Origin of the sequence: Tardiphaga sp. vice304 (assembly GCF_007018905.1) — a bacterium.
GTDB lineage: Bacteria > Pseudomonadota > Alphaproteobacteria > Rhizobiales > Xanthobacteraceae > Tardiphaga.
The window spans coordinates 1,172,724-1,192,663 of record NZ_CP041402.1; the positions used below are offsets into that span (position 1 = coordinate 1,172,724).

The window sequence follows — 19,940 nt, forward strand, 5'->3', positions numbered from 1 at the left end:
CATCATGAGCATCACCGACATCACTGCTCCCGCCGCCGCACTCACCGCGCATAATTTCCATTCCGGCGCCACGCCGATCTGGTGTCCGGGCTGCGGCGACTATGGCGTGCTGTCAGCGCTGGAACATGCGCTGGCCAAACACGGTAGGCCTCCGCACGAGGTCGTCATGGTATCGGGCATTGGCTGCTCGTCGCGGTTGCCGGCCTATACCAGCTGCTACGGTTTCCACGGCGTGCATGGCCGCGCGCTGCCGTTCGCTTCCGGCGTCAAGCTGGCGCGCCCGGATCTCGAAGTGATCGCGGTGGGTGGCGACGGCGACGGCTATTCGATCGGCGGCAACCACTTCATCCATGCCTGCCGGCGCAATATCGACATGCTCTATCTGGTGATGGACAACCGGGTCTATGGCATGACAAAGGGCCAGCCCTCGCCGACCACCGAAGCCGACTGGGACAGCGACATCGCCCCGGGCGGACTCGGTCTGCGTCCGTTCAATCCGATCTCGCTGGCGCTGGCCGCCGGCGCCAATTTTGTGGCCCGCGGCTTTGCCGGCCGGTCGGAAGAACTCGCCAATCTGATTGTCGAAGGCATTCGCTGGCCGGGCTTTGCGTTCATCGAAGTGCTCAGCCCATGCATGGCGTTCCGCTCCGAGGCTTTCGGCTGGAAGGAGAGCGTGCATCCGACGTCACTGTCCATCGTCGACGATCGCGCAGCAGCTCAGGCTGCCACGCTGGCCGACGAAGGCTACAGCTTGGGCCTGCTGTTCAAGGATCACCGACCGTCGCTGCCGCGACAGACCGCGCCGCTGGCCTCGCTGGCAGAGGTGGAGGCGCAATTCTGGGTTTGCTGCCCGGCGCGGCACCAAGGCTAGTAGTAGCTCGCTGCAGTGATTATGACTCCTTGGACATTGGCGGGGTAGGCGGATTACAGCCAGTCGTTTAAGCCGAACTCGTCGGTGTCGGCATTATCGGGATCGCTTGTCGAATCCGGTGGGCTCGACTGCGATGAACAATCTGGCCGCGACACCCCTTCATCGTAAGCGCTGTTCTCAGGCCACGTCCCGGAGCGCCGGGGCCACGGGATCGGCCCATGGCAGAAGATCGTCGATTTGGCTGTTCGGGTGACCGTTGACGATCTTCGTGATGACGTCGGCGAGGTAAGCGTGCGGTTCGATGCCGATGAGCTTGCAGGTCTCGATTAGTGAGGCGATGACGGCCCAATGCTCCCCGCCGCCATCTGAGCCCGCAAAGAGTGCGTTTTTACGGTTCAGGGCGATCGGCCGGATCGCCCGTTCGACGACGTTGGAGTCGACCTCGATGCGACCGTCGTGGAGGAAGCGGGTCAATCCTTCCCACCGCGAAAGCGCATAGCGGATCGCTTCGGCGAGTTTCGTCTTCTGACTGATCAGAGCGAGCTTGGCGCGCAGCCAGGGTTCAAGTTCATCGATGATCGGCCGGCTCCTCCGCAGCCTGGCTTCGCGCCTTTTCTCTGCGCTGCGGCCGCGGATATCGCCCTCGACGGCATAGAGTCCGGCGATGCGTTCGAGCAACTCGCTGGCGAGCGGCGCCGGGCCGGCCGCGGCGAGTTCGTAGAAGCGTCGGCGCACATTAGCCCAACAGAAGGCTAGTTGCACGTCACCGCGCTCGGCGAGCACGCGATAGCCGGCGTAGCCATCGACCTGAAGGGTGCCCGTGAACCCGGCGAGATGAGCGATCGGTCGCTCCGCCTTGCGATCGGGGGCATAGACGTACGCCACGCCGGGCGGGTCGGAGCCTCACCAGGGACGATCGTCACGCGCATAGGCCCCACAGTTGGCCGCTCTTGGTCTTCCCGCGGCCGGGATCAAGCACCGGCGCCGTCGTCTCGTCAGCAAACAGCTTGGCCGAGCCCTTGAGCCTGACGAGCTGGCGCTCGTGCACCGGGCGCAGTAAGAAGGCGGCACGGCCGACCCTGTCAGCCAGGGTCGAGCGATCGAGCGTGATGCCCTGCCGGGCATAGATCTGAGCCTGCCGATACAACGGCAGATGGTCGGCGTATTTGGAGACGAGAACCTGCGCCACCGTCGCCTCGGTCGGCAACCCACCCTCAATCAGCCGCGCCGGCGCGGCCGCCTGCACCACCCCGTTTTCGCAGGCTCGGTCGGCATATTTGGGCCGACGCACAACCAGCACGCGGAACTGCGCCGGGACGATGTCGAGGCGTTCGCTGACGTCCTCGCCAATCCGATGCAGCGCGCCCTGGCAACACGGGCAGGCATGATCGTCGATGTCGACCACCATCTCGATGCGCGGCAGATGCGCTGGCAGCGATCCACGGTTGATGCGGCGCTTGGCGGCGTCGCTTGCCAGCTCGGCTGGCGCCGCCGCTTCGTTCTCCGCTTCAGTGCTCGCCGCCGTCTGCTCGACTTCTTCGAGGCCGAGCAGTAATTGATCTTCTGGCAGCGCCTCGGCCCGTCGGCCGAAGCGGTGACGCTGCAACTCTTTTATGATTTGCTCCAGCCGCTCGGCGCGCGCACGTTCCGCCAGCAGCATCGCCTTGAGCGTGCCGGGATCGTCGGGAAGCGTGTCCGTCGTCGCCGTCATGGCGCGATTACACCATGTGCCGCAGCGCCCTGCGAGCATTTCGATCGGACTGATTTACTCTGTCGCAGATCAGCCTGGCTGCACCGGTGCCGGGGTCTCGCGCGCGGTGTGAACCCGTCGCCAATCGAGCCCTTCCAATAATGCCGAGAACTCAGCTGCCGACAGCAGCATCACACTATCCTGCACGTTCGGCCAGCGGAACTTGCCATCCTCGAGCCGTTTGGCAAACAGGCACACTCCCGTGCCGTCCCAATAGATCAGCTTCACGCGGTCGGCCCGTTTCGCCCGGAACACATAGACGGCACCCGAGAACGGATCGGCCTTCATCGTCTCGCGCACCAGCGCCGCCAGACCCTCGGCGCCCTTGCGGTTATGCGGAGCTCCGCATAACCGCAAAGGCATGCAGGGTCTGGCGTTGTTGGTTCAGGAAGGCCTCGGGCGCGATCCCTTTGCCGGCGACGTGTTCGTGTTCCGCGGCCGTGCTGGCACGCTCATCAAGGCGCTCTGGCATGACGGGATCGGCCTGTCGCTTTATGCCAAGCGGCTCGACCGTGGGCGCTTCATCTGGCCGTCCACGGTGGACGGTGTCGTGGCGCTGACCGCCGGCCAGATGGGCTATTTGCTGGAGGCGATCGACTGGCGTAATCCGCAACACAGCTGGCGGCCGCAGAGCGCGGGATAGCTGCGAAAGGTCTCGTGAATCGTAAAAAGTCCGCGCCAAATCGCGACTTTTATGATTCCATCAGAGCATGGAAACCGGCCCTGAAAAGCTTCCGGAAGACATTGAGGCGCTGCACGCAACGTTGCTTGCGACGCGCGCCGAACTCGCCATCGTCCGTGCCCAGCAGTCCGACGATCAGGCGCTGATCGCACATCTGAAGCTACAGATCGAAAAGCTGAACCGCGATCGTTACGGGCCGCGCTCGGAGCGGTCCGCGCGCCTTCTGGATCAGCTCGAACTGACGCTGGAGGAGCTCGAGGCCAAGGCGACCGAGGACGAACTGGCGGCGGAAATGGCCGCGGCCAAGGTCACGAGCGCAACCACTACCGTGGCGTCGTTCTCCCGCCGCCGGCCGTCCCGCAAGCCGTTACCCGAGCATCTGCCTCGCGAGCGCGTGATCGTGCCTGGGCCGGTGTCGTGCGCGTGCTGCGGCGGTGCCCGGTTGTCGAAACTCGGCGAAGACATCACAGAGACGCTGGAGGTGATCCCGAAATCCTGGAAGGTGATCCAGCACGTTAGGGAAAAGTTCAGCTGCCGGGATTGTGAGAAGATCTCCCAAGCGCCGGCGCCGTTCCACGTCATCGCCCGCGGCTGGGCGGGCCCGAGCCTGTTGGCGATGGTGCTGTTTGAGAAGTTCGGCCAGCACCAGCCGCTGAACCGGCAAGCCGAGCGTTATGCCAAAGAGGGCGTGCCGATCAGCCTGTCGACGCTGGCGGACCAGGTCGGCGGCTGCGCAGTCGCGCTGATGCCGCTGTTCCAGCGCCTTGAGGCCCATGTGCTCAGCGCCGAGCGGTTGCACGGCGACGACACCACGGTGCCGGTTCTGGCGAAGGGCAAGACCTCGACAGGCCGGATCTGGGTCTATGTCCGGGATGACAAGCCGTTCGGCGGACCAGCACCGCCAGGTGCCGTATTTTATTACTCACGCGATCGCGCAGGTGAGCATCCACAGGCGCATCTGGCCGGCTACAGCGGACTGTTCCAGGCCGATGCCTATGGCGGCTATGGAAAGCTTTACAGCGCCGGCCGCAACGCAGGCCCGATTTTGGAAGCCGCGTGCTGGGTCCACGCTCGACGGCCATTCTTCGTGATGGCCGATCTGGCGGAGAACGCGCGCCGCAAGGTGCAAGGCAAGAAGCCCGTGGTGATCTCGCCGCTGGCGCTGGAAGCCGTCCGCCGCATCGACGCTCTGTTCGAGATCGAGCGTGGCATTAATGGCGAAACGCCAGAACGGCGACGAGCCGTGCGTCAGGAATTGAGCGCACCCTTGGTCGGCGACTTGGAAGTCTGGATGCGGGAGCAACGCGCTAAACTCTCGCGTAGCAACGACGTCGCCAAGGCAATGGATTACATGCTGAAGCGCTGGAGCTCGTTCACCCGCTTCCTCGAAGATGGCCGCGTTTGCCTGTCGAACAACGCCGCCGAACGTGCCGTGCGCGGTATCGCTTTGGGCCGCAAGTCCTGGCTGTTCTGCGGCTCCGATCGTGGCGGCGACCGCGCCGCACTGATGTACAGTGTGATCGTCACTGCCAAGATGAACGATGTGGATCCGCAGGCCTGGCTCGCCGACGTCCTGGCGCGCATCGCCGAGCATCCCGCCCACAGGCTCGACGAACTGCTACCGTGGAATTGGCGCGACAGCAGCCAGCAGGTCGATCAGGCAGCGTGAGTGACCGCGACGCGGTCCTCACCGGATGCTAACGATTTCCATCGCACTATCAGGGGCATTGAGCGGCACGGGTGGGGTCAACTGCGGGGTCTGACTCACATCTGATGATTTTTTTGCCGAGCTTGCGGTTCTCCAACGGGGAATCAACGCCATGCGAGCCGAAGTTCGAATTTCGTCGCTTGTGCCGAGTGGGCTGGTTATTGAGAGTGTAAGTGATTCATCTGACTCAATTATTTTGGCCGTCCGATCCGAAGCCGGAATGGCCGAGTGCCCAGTGTGCGGATCGAGATCGCGACGAATCCATAGCCGATACGACAGGCAAGTCTCGGATTTGCCCTGTGCCGGTAAGCAAATACGCCTCCGCGTGATCACGCGGCGGTTTGTTTGCGAGGTACCTCATTGTCGGCGGCGGATTTTCGCTGAACGGTTCGGGGACAATGTTCTCCCCACCCGGTCGCGCCAGACGGCACGGCTGGAATGCATCGTCCACCATTTAGGATTGGCACTCGGCGGCAGACCAGCAGCGAGCTTTGCCAGGCGGCTGATGATGCCGGTCAGCAACGATACGTTGCTTCGGGTTGTACGACGGCGGGCAGCCCGACGAACCCATCCTCTGACCGTCGTCGGCGTCGACGATTGGGCCTTTCGACGCAATCGCCGTTACGGAACGATCGTCTGCGATCTCGAGCGGCGGCGGATTGTAACCCTGCTTCCAGATCGCGAGGTCGCCACAGTTCGAGCGTGGCTCGCTGATCATCCGGAGATCAGTGTCGTATCGCGCGACCGTGGCGGCGGTTACGGCGAAGCCTCGGCAAAGGCGCTCCCTGACGCGATACAGGTCGCTGACCGTTGGCACCTGATGGAGAACGCCAGCGCGGCCTTCCTCGACGCGGTGCGCAAGTCCATGCGCGCAATCCGCAGCGCCATTGGCTCGACGACAATTACCCCAGAGTTGCTCACCTCGGCAGAAAAACTACGATACGAGAGCTATCTGCGGCGCGAGGATACAAATGCGGCGATCATGGCGCTCGCCAGGGACGGCGTTTCGATCAAGCAGATTGTCCGCCGCCTGGGTCATAGTCGCAATCTCGTTCGCCAGACGTTGCGGGGTGGGCGAGCCGACGTGTTCCAAACACGGGAGCGTTCGCTCGACGCGTATTATCTGTTCCTTGAGGGCCTGTGGAGCAGTGGCTGTCGCAACGGCGCCGAACTCTGGCGTCGCTTGCAAATGCAAGGGTTCCGGGGATCCCTCCGTACGGTTGGCGAGTGGACAACACGTCGACGTCGTTCGGAAGCGGTCAGCAAACAACAGCTGCAAAGGGTGCCCTCCGCCAGAACTATCGCCCGTCTTATGACGATTAAGCGAGATTGCATGACCAAGGCTGATGCCCTGGTCATTGCCGCCATCGAGGCTGGCGTGCCGTCACTTGTCGAGGCCCGCACGCTCATCGACCAGTTCCACGATATGATCCGAAAAAAGGACGAGGCCAAACTCGATGCCTGGATCGCGAACGCAAAAGCAAGCCTCGTCTCATCCTTCGCCACGGGAGTCCTCAAGGATATCGCTGCCGTGCGCGCTGCAATCACGCACCCTTGGTCAAACGGCCAAGTCGAAGGACAGATTACGAAGCTTAAACTTGTCAAACGACAAATGTATGGGCGCGCAAAAATTGACCTTCTCGAAGCACGATTGCTCGGTGCAGCATGATCTGCGATGCCGTCATCAAACATGCGTCAGAGCCAACTGCGGAAGCCGATCGGGGGTCAAACGGCGCGCCTATTCACATATTGGTGATCTCTACGTTTTTAGGGGCCGTCGCGGCGACCTGATCAAGATTATTTGGCATGATAGTCAAGGCGCGTGCCTGTTCACGAAGCGACTGGAGCGCGGCCGCTTCCTGTGGCCATCCCTTGCGGACGGCGTTGTCACGATCAGCGTTGCGCAATTATCCTATCTTCTGTCCGGAATTGACTGGCGCATGCCGCAGGCAACCTGGCGTCCACAGGCTTCCGGATAAGCTGATATTTTTTGTCTTACGACGAAGATCGCGCACGATTTTTTGCGACGAATATGATTGATTCGTCATCGTGACGAGCCCCTCTGATCCGCTTCCCGCCGAACTTTCCGCCGCGCACGCGATGATCCTGGCGCAGCGCGAATTGCTGACGCTGGCAACCAGCGAAGTGACCGTCGGTCGTCTGGAAATCGAACGGCTGAAGCTGATGCTGGCCAAGGCGCGGCGCGAGCAGTACGGGCAATCCTCTGAACGCGGCAGGCTGCTGGTCGAGCAACTTGAGCTGGCAATTGAGGATCTTGAAGAAACCCAGGCCGAACAGGAAACAGAGGCCGAGACCGCGGCACCAGAAGCCGCCAAGCAGAAGCGTGCGCAAAATCCACGGCCGCCGCGACGTCCCCTGCCGGACAACCTCCCGGTCGAGCGTATCGTCGAACCTGCGCCGTGTGCCTGCGGCAAATGCGGCAGTCAACGGCTTCACAAACTTGGCGAGGTGATATCGAAAACCCTTGAATGCGAACCAAGGCGCTGGAAGATTATCGAGCACATCCGTGAGAAGTTCTCTTGTCGGGACTGCGAGGCGATCACCGAGGCGCCGGCACCCTCCCATCCGATCCCGCGCGGCTTCGCCGGGCCGAGCCTGCTGGCGATGGTGCTGGTCAACAAGTTCCTGCTGCATCAGCCGCTGAACCGGCAGAGCAAGACCTTTGCTCGCGAGGGAATCGAGATCGATGTCTCGACGCTGGCGGATCGGGTCGGGGCCTGCGTGGTAGCGCTCGATCCGCTGGTCCAGGCGATCCGGGCGCATGTGCTGAGCGCCGAGCGCATCCACGCCGACGACACGACCGTGCCTGTGCTGGCGAAACTGAAGACTGTCGTCGGCCGGATCTGGACCTATGTTCGCGATGACCGTCCGTTTGGCGGCAAAGACCCACCGGCGGCGTCGTTCCATTACTCGCGCAGTCGTGCCGGGGAGCATCCGCAAGGCCATCTTGCCGGCTATGTGGGCCTGATGCAGGCCGATGCCTTTGATGGATACAATCAGCTCTACAAGGCTCAAAGGAAGCCAGCTCCGATCCTTGAAGCGGCTTGCTGGAGCCACGGCCGCAGGAAGTTCGTCGATCTGGTGAAACAGGGAGAGGCGCCGATAGCCAGCGAGGCTGTGCGTCGTATCGATATGCTCTTCGAGATCGAGCGCAGCATTAACGGAAAAACGCCGGAGCAGCGGCTTGTCGTGCGCCGTGAACGATCGCAGCCGCTCATCGCCGAGCTTGAAATCTGGATGCGGCAGCAGCGGGCATTGCTCTCCACGAAGAACGACACCGCCAAGGCGATCAACTACAGCCTTAACCGCTGGCCATCGTTCACCCGCTTCCTCGACGACGGCCGCGTCTGCCTGTCCAACAATGCCGCCGAACGGGCCTTGGGCGGCATCGCAATTGGAAGAAAGAATTGGACCTTCGCAGGCTCAGACGCTGGCGGTCAGCGCGCAGCCGCCATCTACACGTTGATCGAAACCTGCAAGATGAACGACGTCGATCCGCAAGCCTGGCTTGCTGACGTATTGGCGCGGCTTCCAGATCATCCCGCCACCAGGGTCGCCGAGCTGCTTCCCTGGACCTGGAAAACAACCCAGCGGCCAAAGACCGCCGCCGCAGCCTAAGCGCCCGCTCATCCGGTTATCGCTAAGGCCAGGGTCTTTGCCGGATGCTTACGGTACGAGCAATTTTGTTCACTCAGGACGCTGGCTTAAGACTTTACGGCGATCGATTTTTCAAAAACTGATTCGTCGAGGAACTTTTTCGCTTAGACGGCTTTATGATTCCGTCGTCAGGCGTTGCTCAATCCCGTCGGACGACGCAAAATGGATAACTTGAACGGCCTCGGTGGTTCCCCCCGCTGGGGCCGTTTTGTCGACAATAATGCTACCGGCAGTGCCCCCGCCTCGAAGCGCTGTTTTAGAGCCTCTGTCGCAACGAAAATAAGCGAGCGATGACCGGAAATCCGCGTATGAAATGGATCTTTCAAAGCTTTCGCGAACGCCGTTCACGATTACCGCCTTGGAATGATCCGTCGCCGGTAAGGGAAGAACTATTCGGTGTTGAACGACTTGAGCAACATGCGAAAAGCCTGGCTGCAGCGCAGCTGGTTACGACAAGACCAGCCCGTGTTTTGTCCTTGCCCACGCGGCTCAGCGACAACGCTGCCATTTTACTGAAAGCCTACCGGGCGAGCGCTGCGGAACTGGAGGGCGGTCGCAGCGTGGTTCCGGCCGCGGAATGGTTGCTCGACAATTATCATCTTGTGGAGGAGCAGATCCGCGAAATTCGGGTCGATCTTCCGTCCGGTTACTACCGCCAACTTCCGAAGTTAGCCGAAGGACCGTTCGCCGGCTATCCAAGGGTATTCGGCTTGGCCTGGGCCTTCGTGGCTCACACCGATAGCCACTTCGATCCCCAGACCTTGCGCCGTTTCATCGCGGCATATCAGCAGGTTCAGCCACTCCTGATTGGCGAGCTGTGGGCGGTCGCGATCACTTTGCGCATTGTGCTGATCGAGAACCTGCGGCGGTTGGCCGACCAGATTACGGCCGGACAACGCTCCCGCGCGGATGCTGACGCGCTGGCCAGCCGCCTTCTTGCGCCGGGCGGTTTCAAGTCCGCGCTCGAAGTCGGCGCCCGCCCCGCAGAGCCCTTGTCGGAGGTTTTTGCAGCGCAGCTTGCCAAGCAACTAAGGGATCGGGACCCGAAAACGACGCCCGCATTGGGATGGTTGGAGGGAAAACTGCGACTTCAGGGTTTATCAATGGATGAGGTTGTCCAGCACGCCCTGCAAAGGTTGGCCGCTTCTAACGTCACCGTACGCAATGTCATCACCAGCATGCGGTTGATTTCGGACGTCGATTGGGCCGAGCTATTCGAGAGCGTGAGCCTGGTCGACGAGCGGCTACGCGGGGCGAGCGCCTTTGCCGGGATGGATTTTTCGACACGCAATTTGTACCGGAGCGCGATCGAGCAGTTGGCCTGGCGATCGACGCCGTCTGAACTTGAGGTTGCTGGCCTTGCGCTAGACGCGGCGCGCGCCGCGCAGGCGACGGCAGTAACAGCCGAGGAAGCCGAACGCACCGGAGACCCCGGATATCATCTGATTGCGGAGGGTCGACCGGCATTCGAGGAGATGATCGGATTTCGGCCCGCGCTAGGCCTGCGGCTCAGCCGGTTCAACATTCGCCTCGGAATTGCCGGCTATGTAGGATCAATCCTGATCGCGACCGCGCTTCTGCTGTCGCTCGCACTTTGGGCGCTGGCTATACCCGAGCTCGCTACCGGATGGCTCATTCTCTTGGCGCTGGTCGGCTTGCTGCCGGCATCCGAGGTTGCGACCGCATTCATCAATCGTGCAATCATGTTGAGTTTCGGCGCCGTCATCTTGCCGGGGCTTGAGCTTACAGCGGGTGTTCCGCAGTCGCTGCGGACGCTGGTCGCGGTACCTACATTGCTGACCAGCGAAGCCGATCTTTTGGAGCAAATCGAACGATTGGAAGTCCACCACCTCGCTGGGGCCGGCGGCGATCTCACATTCGTCCTCCTTTCCGATGGAGTCGATGCGGACCAGGAGATTGTGGAAGGCGATGGGAGTCTGCTCGCCGTCGCCGCCGAGGCGATCGAGCAGCTCAACCACCGTTATCCGCCGGGGCCCGGCGGCAAACGCTTCCTGCTGCTGCATCGCCGCCGCGTGTTCAACGCCGGCGAAAACAAATGGATGGGTTGGGAGCGCAAAAGGGGCAAGCTGCATGAACTCAACCGGCTGCTCCGCGGGGCCGTCGATACGACATTTATGTCCGTCGAAGGCAGCGCGTCGCAGGTGCCCCCCGACGTTCGCTACGTCATTACTCTTGATGCCGATACGAGATTGCCGCGAGATGCCGCAGTGCGGCTGATCGGCAAAATGGCCCATCCTCTGAACCGCCCGAAATTCAATGCAACCGAGCAGCGTATCGTTCACGGCTATGCGATTCTCCAGCCCCGCGTTATGCCATCGCTGCCGGTGGGTCGCGAGGGCTCGCTTTACCAAAAGATCTTCTCCGGCCCTGGCGGCATCGATCCCTATGCGGCCGCGGTCTCCGACGTATACCAGGATCTCTTTGGCGAAGGCTCCTATACCGGCAAAGGCATCTACGACGTTGATGCGTTCGAAGCCGCTCTCTCCGGCCGCATTCCAGAAAATGCCCTGCTCAGCCACGATCTGTTTGAGGGCGTTTTCGCCCGCGCCGGCCTTGCCTCCGACGTCGAAGTTGTCGAAGAATTCCCATCGCGCTACGATGTCGCTGCCAAACGGCAGCACCGCTGGACTCGAGGCGACTGGCAGCTCCTTCCCTGGATATTCGGGCATCATTCAGGACGCTGGTTGGTTCCGCCGGTCGGCAGATGGAAAATGTTGGACAATTTGAGGCGGTCGCTGCTTGGACCGCTGACGTTGATCGCTTTGTTCACATGCTGGTTGCTACCGTTGCGTTCAGCCATACCTGCGGCCCTTATGGTCCTCGCTACGATAGCAATCCCGGCGTTCCTCCCCGCCTTGCTCACCCTGCTGCCGCGTCGCGCCGGCATCCTTTTTCGGAGCCACATCGACCGAATCACTGGTGATTTCCGCACTGCGGCGACACAAGTCTTCTTGTCAGTTGCTTTTCTTGCAGATCAAGCCTGGTGCATGGGCGATGCCATCGCGCGAACGCTGGTGCGAGTATTGCTGACCCGACGCCACCTACTGGAATGGACCACAGCCGCTCAGTCGATGCGAAATCCAAGGCTCGCTCTTGGCGGCTTTTATAGCGAGATGGCGGGTGGCACGTTGCTGGCGATCGTCCTGGCTGTCGCCACCGTGGCTTTCGCACCCTCGTCCTGGCCTCTCGTGCTGCCCTTTGCGCTGCTATGGATGGCGGCGCCGGGACTTGCGTTGTGGGCCAGTGGATCGCCCTCCGTGACACGGCAACTCGCCGTATCTGATCTGGACGCGCGGGAGCTTCGCCTCACCGCGCGTCGTACATGGCGCTTCTTCGAGACCTTTGTAACGATCTCGGACAACATGCTGCCGCCAGATAATTTCCAGGAAGATCCGAAACCCGTCATCGCACATCGGACCTCGCCCACCAATATGGGCCTCTATTTGCTCTCTGCCATTGCTGCGCGCGACTTTGGTTGGGCCGGAACGACGCAGACCGTTGAGCGGCTTGAAAAGACGCTCAACACCATGCAAAAGCTTCCGCGCTTTAAAGGACACTTCTTCAACTGGTACGGGACGTTGGACCTGCAAACTCTCAATCCAGCCTATGTCTCGTCCGTCGATAGCGGAAATCTCGCGGGTCATCTCATTGTTGTCGCCAATGCGTGCGAAGAGTGGACGGACGCTTTAGTCGCGTCGGATGCACGGCGCGGTATGATGGACAATCTTCGGCTGGCGCGTGAGGCGCTCGATAGATTTCGCGCTCAGAGCGGCGACGCTGGCGTACTGCTCGCAAGCGTCCTCGCAGAAATCGCCGCCCAGTTAGAGAAAGAACAGACGTTTGAGGCATTATCCCCTGCATTGGATCGGCTTGCCGAACGTGCCGCGAAAGCGGCTCGCAGCATTATTGCAGAATTCGCGGATGACCCCTCTCAAGATCTGGTTTTCTGGACCGAGGCGCTAGAAACGTCGCTGGCCGAACATGTCCGAGACAAGGAGATTGCCAGTACGCCGCGCGTCCTCAAGGACCGCCTGCTTGCTTTGGCCGATATCGCGCGTGACCTGGCGCTTGCGATGGATTTCAAGTTCCTGGTCGATCCCGAGCGTAAACTTCTATCGATCGGCTATTCCGTCGCTGACATGCGCCTCGACACAAATTGCTATGATCTGCTGGCCTCGGAAGCTCGCCTGGCCAGTCTGTTTGCGATAGCAAAAGGAGACGTTCCTACGAAACACTGGTTCCGTCTTGGACGGACCGCGACGCCACTTGACGGTGGTTCGGCGCTGATTTCGTGGTCAGGGTCGATGTTCGAATATCTGATGCCGTCTTTGGTGATGCGGGCACCCGCGGGCAGCCTGCTTGAGCAGACTAATCGCAGGGTGGTTGCAAGGCAGGGGTCTTACGGGCGGTCACTCGGCATTCCCTGGGGCATCTCGGAATCCGCTTACAATGCCCGCGACATTGAATTCACCTACCAGTATTCCAACTTCGGCGTTCCCGGTCTCGGCTTGAAGCGCGGTCTTTCGGAAAATGTCGTGATCGCGCCTTATGCAACGGGCCTTGCGACCATGGTGGACCCGCACGGCGCGCAGTTAAATTTCGAGAGTCTTGTAGCGATCGGTCTGCGCGGCCGCTATGGCTTCTACGAGGCGGTGGATTTTACCCGCTCGCGGCTGCCTGACGACGAGGATATGGCAATCATTCGCAGTTTCATGGCCCATCATCAGGGCATGACCATCGTCGCCATCGCCAACACCCTGCAAGACGGCCAGATGCGCGCCCGCTTCCATCGAGAACCCATCATTCAGTCGTGTGAGCTTCTGCTACAGGAAAGAACGCCGCGCGACGTCGCCATTGCCCATCCGCGGGCCGAAGAGGTGAAGGCTTCCGCAGTCGAAGCCACGGTCGATGCCTCGGGCGTACGCCGGCTGACGCAGGATTCGCTCGCGGGTCCGCCGGTTACTCATTTGCTTTCGAACGGGCGCTACGCGGTGATGTTGACCGCGACGGGGGGAGGTTATAGCCGATGGCGCGAGTTGGCCGTCACTCGATGGCGCGAGGATACAACTCGCGATGACCAAGGCTCTTTTATTTTTCTGCGCGATATGCAGACCGAAACAGTCTGGCCCGCGGCTCAGCCGATACGTAGCGATACGAATGAGAACGAGGTGTTCTTCGGCGAAGATCATGCGCAATTCGTCCGGCGTGACGGCACGCTGACAACGACCATGGACATTATGGTTTCCGGCGAGGACGACTGTGAAGTCCGCCGCATATCCTTGAACAATAGCCGACGGCGCCCGCGTGAGATTGAGATCACATCCTATGCAGAGTTGGTTCTGACTGCGCCAGCAACCGATAACGCGCATCCGGCTTTTGCAAAGATGTTTGTTCAGACCGAATATCTGGCCGAATGTGGTGCGCTCATTGCGACGCGCCGTCCACGCGCACCTGACGAGCCTCGAATCTGGGCCGCGCATTTCGCGGTGGTGGAAGGCGAAATCGTCGGCGATTTGCAATATGAATCTGATCGGGCCCGGTTTGTCGGTCGATGTCGTACCGTCGAATCGGCTGCGGCAATCGAGCACCACCAACCTCTTTCGAACACGGTCGGGACCGTTCTGGATCCGATTTTTTCGCTCAGATTGAAGATTCGTGTCCCGCCTCGCAAGGTCGCCCGGGTCGCCTTTTGGACCCTTGTCGCTGCAACGCGAGCCGAGCTTCTGGATCTAATCGACAAACATCATGATAGCAGCGCATTCGATCGGGTGAAGACTCTCGCGTGGACGCAAGCTCAGGTTCAGCTCCGTCATCTCGGCGTCGAGGCTGAGGAGGCCGCGGATTTTCAACGTTTGGCTGCGCCCATCCTTTACGCCGACCCGCGCTTTCGCGCACAATCAGAAGCGATCATTCGCGGAGCGGCGGCACAGTCGGGCCTATGGCCGCTTAGTATTTCGGGCGACCTGCCGATCGTGCTTCTGCGCATTGACGATACAGAGGACATCGCCCAAGTGCGACAGCTACTCCGCGCTCACGAATATTGGCGCTTAAAAGGTCTCGGCGTCGATCTTGTCATCGTTAATGAGCGTGCTTCTTCCTATATCCAGGATCTTCAGATCGCTATTGAGACTGCGGTGCGGAGCAGTCAATCGCAGCCGCCTTTAAGTGATGGACTTGCGAAGGGATCGGTTTATACACTTCGCGCCGACTTGATGAGCGTCGATGCAAGGTCCTTGCTTCAATCGATCGCCCGCGTCGTGCTGGTGGCGCGCCGCGGGCCCGTCGCCAGTCAGCTCGCGCGCCTGCCGCATTCAGTCGGCTTGTCGCCAATCCGTCACCCGAAACCTGGCGTGTCATTGCCGGAGCCCGCGTCCGCGTCGACGCCGCCCGACCTTGAGTTCTTCAATGGCCTCGGGGGTTTTGATAAAGACGGTCGCGAGTATGTAACCATCCTTGATGCAGGCCGGACGACGCCGGCACCCTGGATCAACGTGATCGCAAATCCCACCTTCGGCTTCCAGTGCTCGGTCGAGGGGAGCGGCTACATCTGGGCTGAAAACAGTCGTGAAAACCAGCTCACGCCATGGTCGAACGATCCGGTCGGAGACCCGTCGGGCGAAGCGATTTACATTCGTGACGAAGAGACCTTTGATCTCTGGAGCCCAACCGCGCTGCCGATCCGCGACGGGGGGACCTACATTGCGCGCCACGGTTTTGGCTACAGCCGCTTCGAGCATGAGGCGAACGGTATTGCGCTGGAATTGCTGCAATACGTTCCGGTTGCCGATCCGATCAAGATTTCCTGCCTCACGCTACGAAACCTCTCCGGCCGGCCGCGCAGGCTGTCGATCACCTCTTACGCGGAATGGGTGCTAGGCACTTCCCGCGGAGCGTCGGGTCCGTTTATCACAACAGAAATGGATGGGGCCACCGGCGCGATGCTGGCCCGCAATCCCTGGGGTATGGCCTTCCCCGGCCGCACCGCTTTTGCCGATCTTAGGGGCCGGCAGACATCTTGGACCGCCGACCGCACCGAATTTCTTGGTCGCAATGGCGGGCCTGAGTCGCCCGCGGCGCTGATAGGGAGGGTCCCTCTCTCCAAAACAACAGGTGCCGGACTCGATCCCTGCGCTGCCTTGCAATGCGTCGTTGAGCTTGCCGCAGGCGAGACCATCGAAGTGGTATCCTTCCTCGGGCAATGTACCACGCTTGACGCGGCCCATGCGCTGATCACCCGCTATCGCGAGGCCGATCTCGACGCCGTACTCAAAGAGGTGACCGATCAATGGAAGACGTTGCTTGGCGCGGTCCAGGTCAAGACGCCGGATCGAACGATGGATATCATGTTGAACGGCTGGCTGCTCTATCAAACGCTTGCATGCCGTATCTGGGCACGCTCGGCCTTTTACCAGGCAAGTGGCGCCTTCGGTTTCCGCGATCAGCTTCAGGATAGTATGGCACTGACCTTCGCCAGCCCGGATGAGACACGGCGCCACCTTTTGCGCGCCGCTGCGCGCCAGTTCTCAGAAGGCGACGTGCAGCACTGGTGGTTGCCGCATTCCGGGCAGGGGGTGCGAACACGGATCTCGGATGATCGAGTCTGGCTCGCGTTTGCGACTGCGACCTACGTTGTTTCGTCGGGCGACTCTGCAGTTTTGGATGAAACAATTCCGTTTCTTGAAGGGCCGCAGCTCCAACTTGGTGAACACGACGCGTTTTTCCAGCCGATGATTGCGGATGAAAAGGCGTCTCTGTTCGAGCACTGTGCTCGAGGCCTAGATCAGTGCGTTGAACTCACGGGCAAGCACGGCTTACCGCTGATGGGCACCGGCGACTGGAACGACGGTATGAACCGGGTCGGCGAAGGCGGTCAAGGCGAAAGCGTTTGGCTAGGCTGGCTCCTGCTGCGCACCATCGAAATGTTGGCGCCGCTCGCGGAAAGCCGCGACGCCGACCGCGCCAGACGCTGGCGCGCTCACGCGGCATTGGTGCGGAATGCGATCGAGCAGGACGCTTGGGACGGCGAATGGTATCGCCGCGCGACCTACGATGATGGCACGTGGCTTGGCTCCAGGAATAATGACGAGTGCCAAATCGATTCAATAGCACAGTCGTGGGCGGTGTTGTCACGGGCTGCCGAGCCCGCGCGTGCCGCGGAAGCGATGGCATCTCTGGAGGGGCACCTTATTCGCCACGAGGACGGTCTAGCTGTCCTGTTCTCGCCCCCTTTCGATACCACATCGCACGACCCCGGCTACATCAAGGGTTACCCTCCCGGCCTACGCGAAAACGGCGGCCAGTACAGTCACGCCGCGATGTGGGCGATCTTCGCGTTTGCGGAACTGGGCGCGGGCGACAAAGCACATGATCTCTTTGCACTGCTTAATCCGATCAACCATGCCAAGACCTCCGAAGACGTCGAACGCTACAAGGTCGAACCTTACGTTGTCGCTGCCGATGTCTATTCAGTAGCGCCGCATGTGGGACGCGGGGGTTGGACCTGGTACACCGGTTCTGCCGCGTGGATGTATCGTGCCGGAATCGACGGCATTCTGGGCATTCGGCGCGACGGTGAGTTTCTTGTCATCGAGCCCCGCATTCCAGCCGCATGGCCCGGATTTGAAGTCATCGTAATAGTGGGATCGACGCGCTACGAAATCCGCTTTTCCACGCGATTTATCGGTGATCACAGTGTTCCGAATGTCATCCTCGACGGCACAATCGGTCCGCTTGACCAACTACCGCTCCGTGTCGCCCTCGACGGCAAAACCCACAAACTGGAGATTTACGCAGCAAAGCATTGAGAGCGCTTTTTGTGAAAATATTCTATCCAAAATGGTTATTCCAAATCCGACAGCCGCGAGAGACGAAGCCGTATCATTCGAACGACCACCAAGAGTTGCCGAAACGACATGGTATTTAATTAAGCCCGACGCACAGACGGCATATACTCTGGCCCACCCGCGTTGCTGAAACAACGTCAGAGTGTCAATCGGCCCTTTAATTGCGATCTGTTGTCAAGCACCCTTTCATCCGCCCTCAGCAAAGCCGTAGCGCTCGCCCCGTCGAATCTGGATGGGGCCGTGTAGACGGGGCAAGAATGGCCGGCGTTACTACAGCGGTAGGTGTTGGATCTTCTTTTGCCGTAGGAGAAATTTTACCACGGTAGCTTTGATGCCATCGCCAGGGTCATGGTTCTTTCCGAGGTCGCCAAGCGCCTCATGATGATGTCCGGGGCGGGTGCCTCAACGTGTGCAGCGGAGTGCGGACGAGCTGCCACCAGCCGATTGACCGAGGTCACCGCGACCACCGTCCCAGCGGGACATCGCCAGCCCGGCGGACCGGACCGGAAAGCTTCAGTATGCGTTCAGGCCGGTGTGGCATGGCCCCAGTCGAACGAGGTGCCATCGACCCAAATGCAGTGAAGGATGACGACAATCTTTCGGGCAACGGCGGTCTTTGCCTTCTTCACACCTATTCGCTTTGCGAGCTTCATTCCCCAGACTTTGAGGGAGGACCATTTTTTGGTCCGATAGAGCAGAACGGTCGCCGCCTCGAACAAGTAGGATCGGAGAAGACGGTCGCCCCATCGCGATATCTTGCCGCTAGTGTCGGTTTCTCCAGATTGGTTGCGCCGAGGCGTAAGGCCGAGATAGGCGCCGACCGTAGAGGCCGATCGGAAGCGGGACGGATCGTCGATCGTATGGCGGAACGTGAGGGCCGTCACCACTCCGACGCCTGGAACTGTCATCAGGTGCCGCGTCGTCTCGTCCGACATCGCCAATCGGCGGACCTCGTCGTCAAACTTGCTCTGCTGGTGACAGATATGCTCATAAATCGACAGGAGCGGCGCGGTCACGCTGAGAAGCTGGTGATCTTTGCCGAGTATCTCGCTGACCTGATTGCGGAACTGTTGGCCGATGGCGCGAGGGAATAGCAATCCATATTCCTTGATCAGACTGCGGACTTGGTTCTCAATGTCCCGGCGCATGCATACGAGTCAGGATCGCGCGACGAGTATCGCGCGGACCTTTGACTTTCCTCGCTTTTAACTTTTACTTCTCGATACCAACCGACCCGTACCAGTTCGGCAAGACCTCGAGCGTCATTTTGATCACTCTTGTTCAGCGGCCCCGCCAAACGCGTGCGCTGACGATAAACACTGGCGCGCGACACGTTCAGCGCAGCGCACGCACTGGCGGTGAGGCCAGGTGTTGGCGCCAGCGCGATGACGGCATCAATCGTGATGCGTCGTCGTCGGCTGTCGCCAGCGGGAGGCCCAACAAGGCTGCCACTATTTTTTTGGATCGAGATGATCGTCTCGGCGTGCTCCAGCCTGCGCAAGAGCCGCGCATTCTCCCGTTTGGCCTGCGCTAGTTCCGCTGCCATCGGATTGCGCAGCGCGGGTTTGGGTCCTCGTTTGATCGACGTCTTTGCACCGAGCGCGCCAGCGTCGCGCAGCCGGCGCCATTCGCTCAAAGTTGACGAGTACAGACCTTCCCGGCGCAGGATTGTGCCGGTGCCGCCAGCGGGAGCGCGATCGATCTCCGCCAGAACCTGCAGCTTGTACTGCCCGGTGAACGTTCGACGGCGCGCCCGATCCAACAGTTCAGGAGTTGCCGCCGCAGGGTTTGGCACGGCGGTCGGCCTCCGGCCTTCCGCCGCGCCAAACCCTGCTGCACCACCCAACTTCGTGTCTTTGCTTGGCATAACCATGTGATCTCTGTCCTACGCCCCGAGGCTAAACTCTTCGGACTCAGATGTCTCATGATCATTGGCACGGAGGGTCAAGCGTTTCCGAAAAAAAACTTTTCTTAAAAGATTACAGAACCGACGGAACTTTTCGCCCTGGCGCGAATATGCATTAGCTCGGATAGCGCTCGGAGCGGCGTGATCCCCGGGAAGAAGAGCTTCGATATCCGCGGCTCTCGCGCAATCGATCAGCTAAGTGCGGGAGTCGCTGGGGGGATACCGTGTTCAATAGAAAAGACGAGACGGCGCGGATTGGCGCGCTGCAGAGCGCGATCTTCAACAGTGCGAACTTCTCCAGCATCGCCACCGACGCCAAGGGCGTCATCCAGATCTTCAACGTCGGCGCCGAGCGGATGCTCGGCTATGCCGCCGCCGACGTGATGAACAAGATTACGCCGGCCGACATTTCTGATCCGCAGGAACTGATCGCCCGCGCCAAGGCGCTCAGCGTCGAGCTCGCAACCCCGATCACGCCGGG

Annotated in this window: 8 protein-coding genes and 3 pseudogenes; 8 read left to right on the forward strand and 3 right to left on the reverse strand. The window is 60.8% G+C overall.

All coding sequences use genetic code 11. The features are described 5' to 3' along the window. Positions 1-4: 4 nt before the first annotated feature. A complete protein-coding gene (locus tag FNL56_RS05565) occupies positions 5-871 on the forward strand; it encodes a thiamine pyrophosphate-dependent enzyme (protein ID WP_143571899.1) in 867 nt (288 codons plus the stop codon). A 177-nt stretch (positions 872-1,048) separates the two neighbouring features. Here the strand turns inward: FNL56_RS05565 and tnpC (FNL56_RS05570) are convergent. Continuing rightward, a pseudogene (tnpC, locus tag FNL56_RS05570) lies at positions 1,049-2,582 on the reverse strand (IS66 family transposase). Positions 2,583-2,651: 69 nt separating this feature from the next. After that, positions 2,652-2,984 carry an IS66 family insertion sequence element accessory protein TnpB gene (gene tnpB, locus FNL56_RS05575; protein ID WP_143571900.1) on the reverse strand — a complete coding sequence of 111 codons (333 nt, stop codon included), beginning with the start codon at positions 2,982-2,984 and terminating at the stop codon, positions 2,652-2,654. On the opposite strand from tnpB (FNL56_RS05575), the gene tnpB (FNL56_RS05580) reads away from it, so the two are divergent. From tnpB (FNL56_RS05580) to FNL56_RS05605, 6 genes are all read left to right on the forward strand, one after another. Beyond that, positions 2,983-3,264, forward strand: a complete 282-nt coding sequence (gene tnpB, locus FNL56_RS05580) for an IS66 family insertion sequence element accessory protein TnpB (RefSeq protein WP_143571901.1) — start codon at positions 2,983-2,985, stop codon at positions 3,262-3,264. The genes tnpB (FNL56_RS05575) and tnpB (FNL56_RS05580) overlap by 2 nt on opposite strands. 67 nt (positions 3,265-3,331) lie before the next feature. After that, positions 3,332-4,972, forward strand: coding sequence for an IS66 family transposase (gene tnpC, locus FNL56_RS05585; RefSeq protein ID WP_143571902.1), 1,641 nt, complete (start codon positions 3,332-3,334; stop codon positions 4,970-4,972). Positions 4,973-5,123: 151 nt separating this feature from the next. Beyond that, positions 5,124-6,680, forward strand: a complete 1,557-nt coding sequence (locus tag FNL56_RS05590) for an ISL3 family transposase (RefSeq protein ID WP_143578805.1) — start codon at positions 5,124-5,126, stop codon at positions 6,678-6,680. Further along, the gene (gene tnpB, locus FNL56_RS28740; RefSeq protein ID WP_143571904.1) at positions 6,628-6,990 is read left to right on the forward strand and encodes an IS66 family insertion sequence element accessory protein TnpB; all 363 of its coding nucleotides are present in this window, start codon (positions 6,628-6,630) and stop codon (positions 6,988-6,990) included. The genes FNL56_RS05590 and tnpB (FNL56_RS28740) overlap by 53 nt, the downstream gene beginning before the upstream one ends. A 121-nt stretch (positions 6,991-7,111) precedes the next feature. Beyond that, entirely contained in the window at positions 7,112-8,650 is a 1,539-nt protein-coding gene (gene tnpC / locus FNL56_RS05600) for an IS66 family transposase (RefSeq protein WP_210245512.1), read from the forward strand. 347 nt (positions 8,651-8,997) lie between these two features. Beyond that, positions 8,998-17,514, forward strand: a complete 8,517-nt coding sequence (locus tag FNL56_RS05605; RefSeq protein WP_143581821.1) for a GH36-type glycosyl hydrolase domain-containing protein — start codon at positions 8,998-9,000, stop codon at positions 17,512-17,514. Between the two features lie 563 nt (positions 17,515-18,077). Here the strand turns inward: FNL56_RS05605 and FNL56_RS05610 are convergent. Next, positions 18,078-18,838: pseudogene (locus tag FNL56_RS05610) on the reverse strand (IS110 family transposase); the annotation flags it as partial. Positions 18,839-19,683: 845 nt separating this feature from the next. Here FNL56_RS05610 and FNL56_RS28745 point away from each other — a divergent pair. Next, a pseudogene (locus FNL56_RS28745) lies at positions 19,684-19,875 on the forward strand (PAS domain-containing protein); the annotation flags it as partial. Positions 19,876-19,940 lie beyond the last annotated feature (65 nt).

Excerpts from the sequence above, each read along its gene's own strand:
- tnpB (WP_143571901.1), top strand. The coding sequence starts at position 2,983 with ATGCAGGGTCTGGCGTTGTTGGTTCAGGAAGGCCTCGGGCGCGATCCC.
- tnpB (WP_143571900.1), bottom strand. The coding sequence starts at position 2,984 with ATGCCTTTGCGGTTATGCGGAGCTCCGCATAACCGCAAGGGCGCCGAG.
- FNL56_RS05590 (WP_143578805.1), top strand. The coding sequence starts at position 5,124 with ATGCGAGCCGAAGTTCGAATTTCGTCGCTTGTGCCGAGTGGGCTGGTT.
- tnpC (WP_143571902.1), top strand. The coding sequence starts at position 3,332 with ATGGAAACCGGCCCTGAAAAGCTTCCGGAAGACATTGAGGCGCTGCAC.
- tnpC (WP_210245512.1), top strand. The coding sequence starts at position 7,112 with ATGATCCTGGCGCAGCGCGAATTGCTGACGCTGGCAACCAGCGAAGTG.
- FNL56_RS05565 (WP_143571899.1), top strand. The coding sequence starts at position 5 with ATGAGCATCACCGACATCACTGCTCCCGCCGCCGCACTCACCGCGCAT.
- tnpB (WP_143571904.1), top strand. The coding sequence starts at position 6,628 with ATGGGCGCGCAAAAATTGACCTTCTCGAAGCACGATTGCTCGGTGCAG.
- FNL56_RS05605 (WP_143581821.1), top strand. The coding sequence starts at position 8,998 with ATGAAATGGATCTTTCAAAGCTTTCGCGAACGCCGTTCACGATTACCG.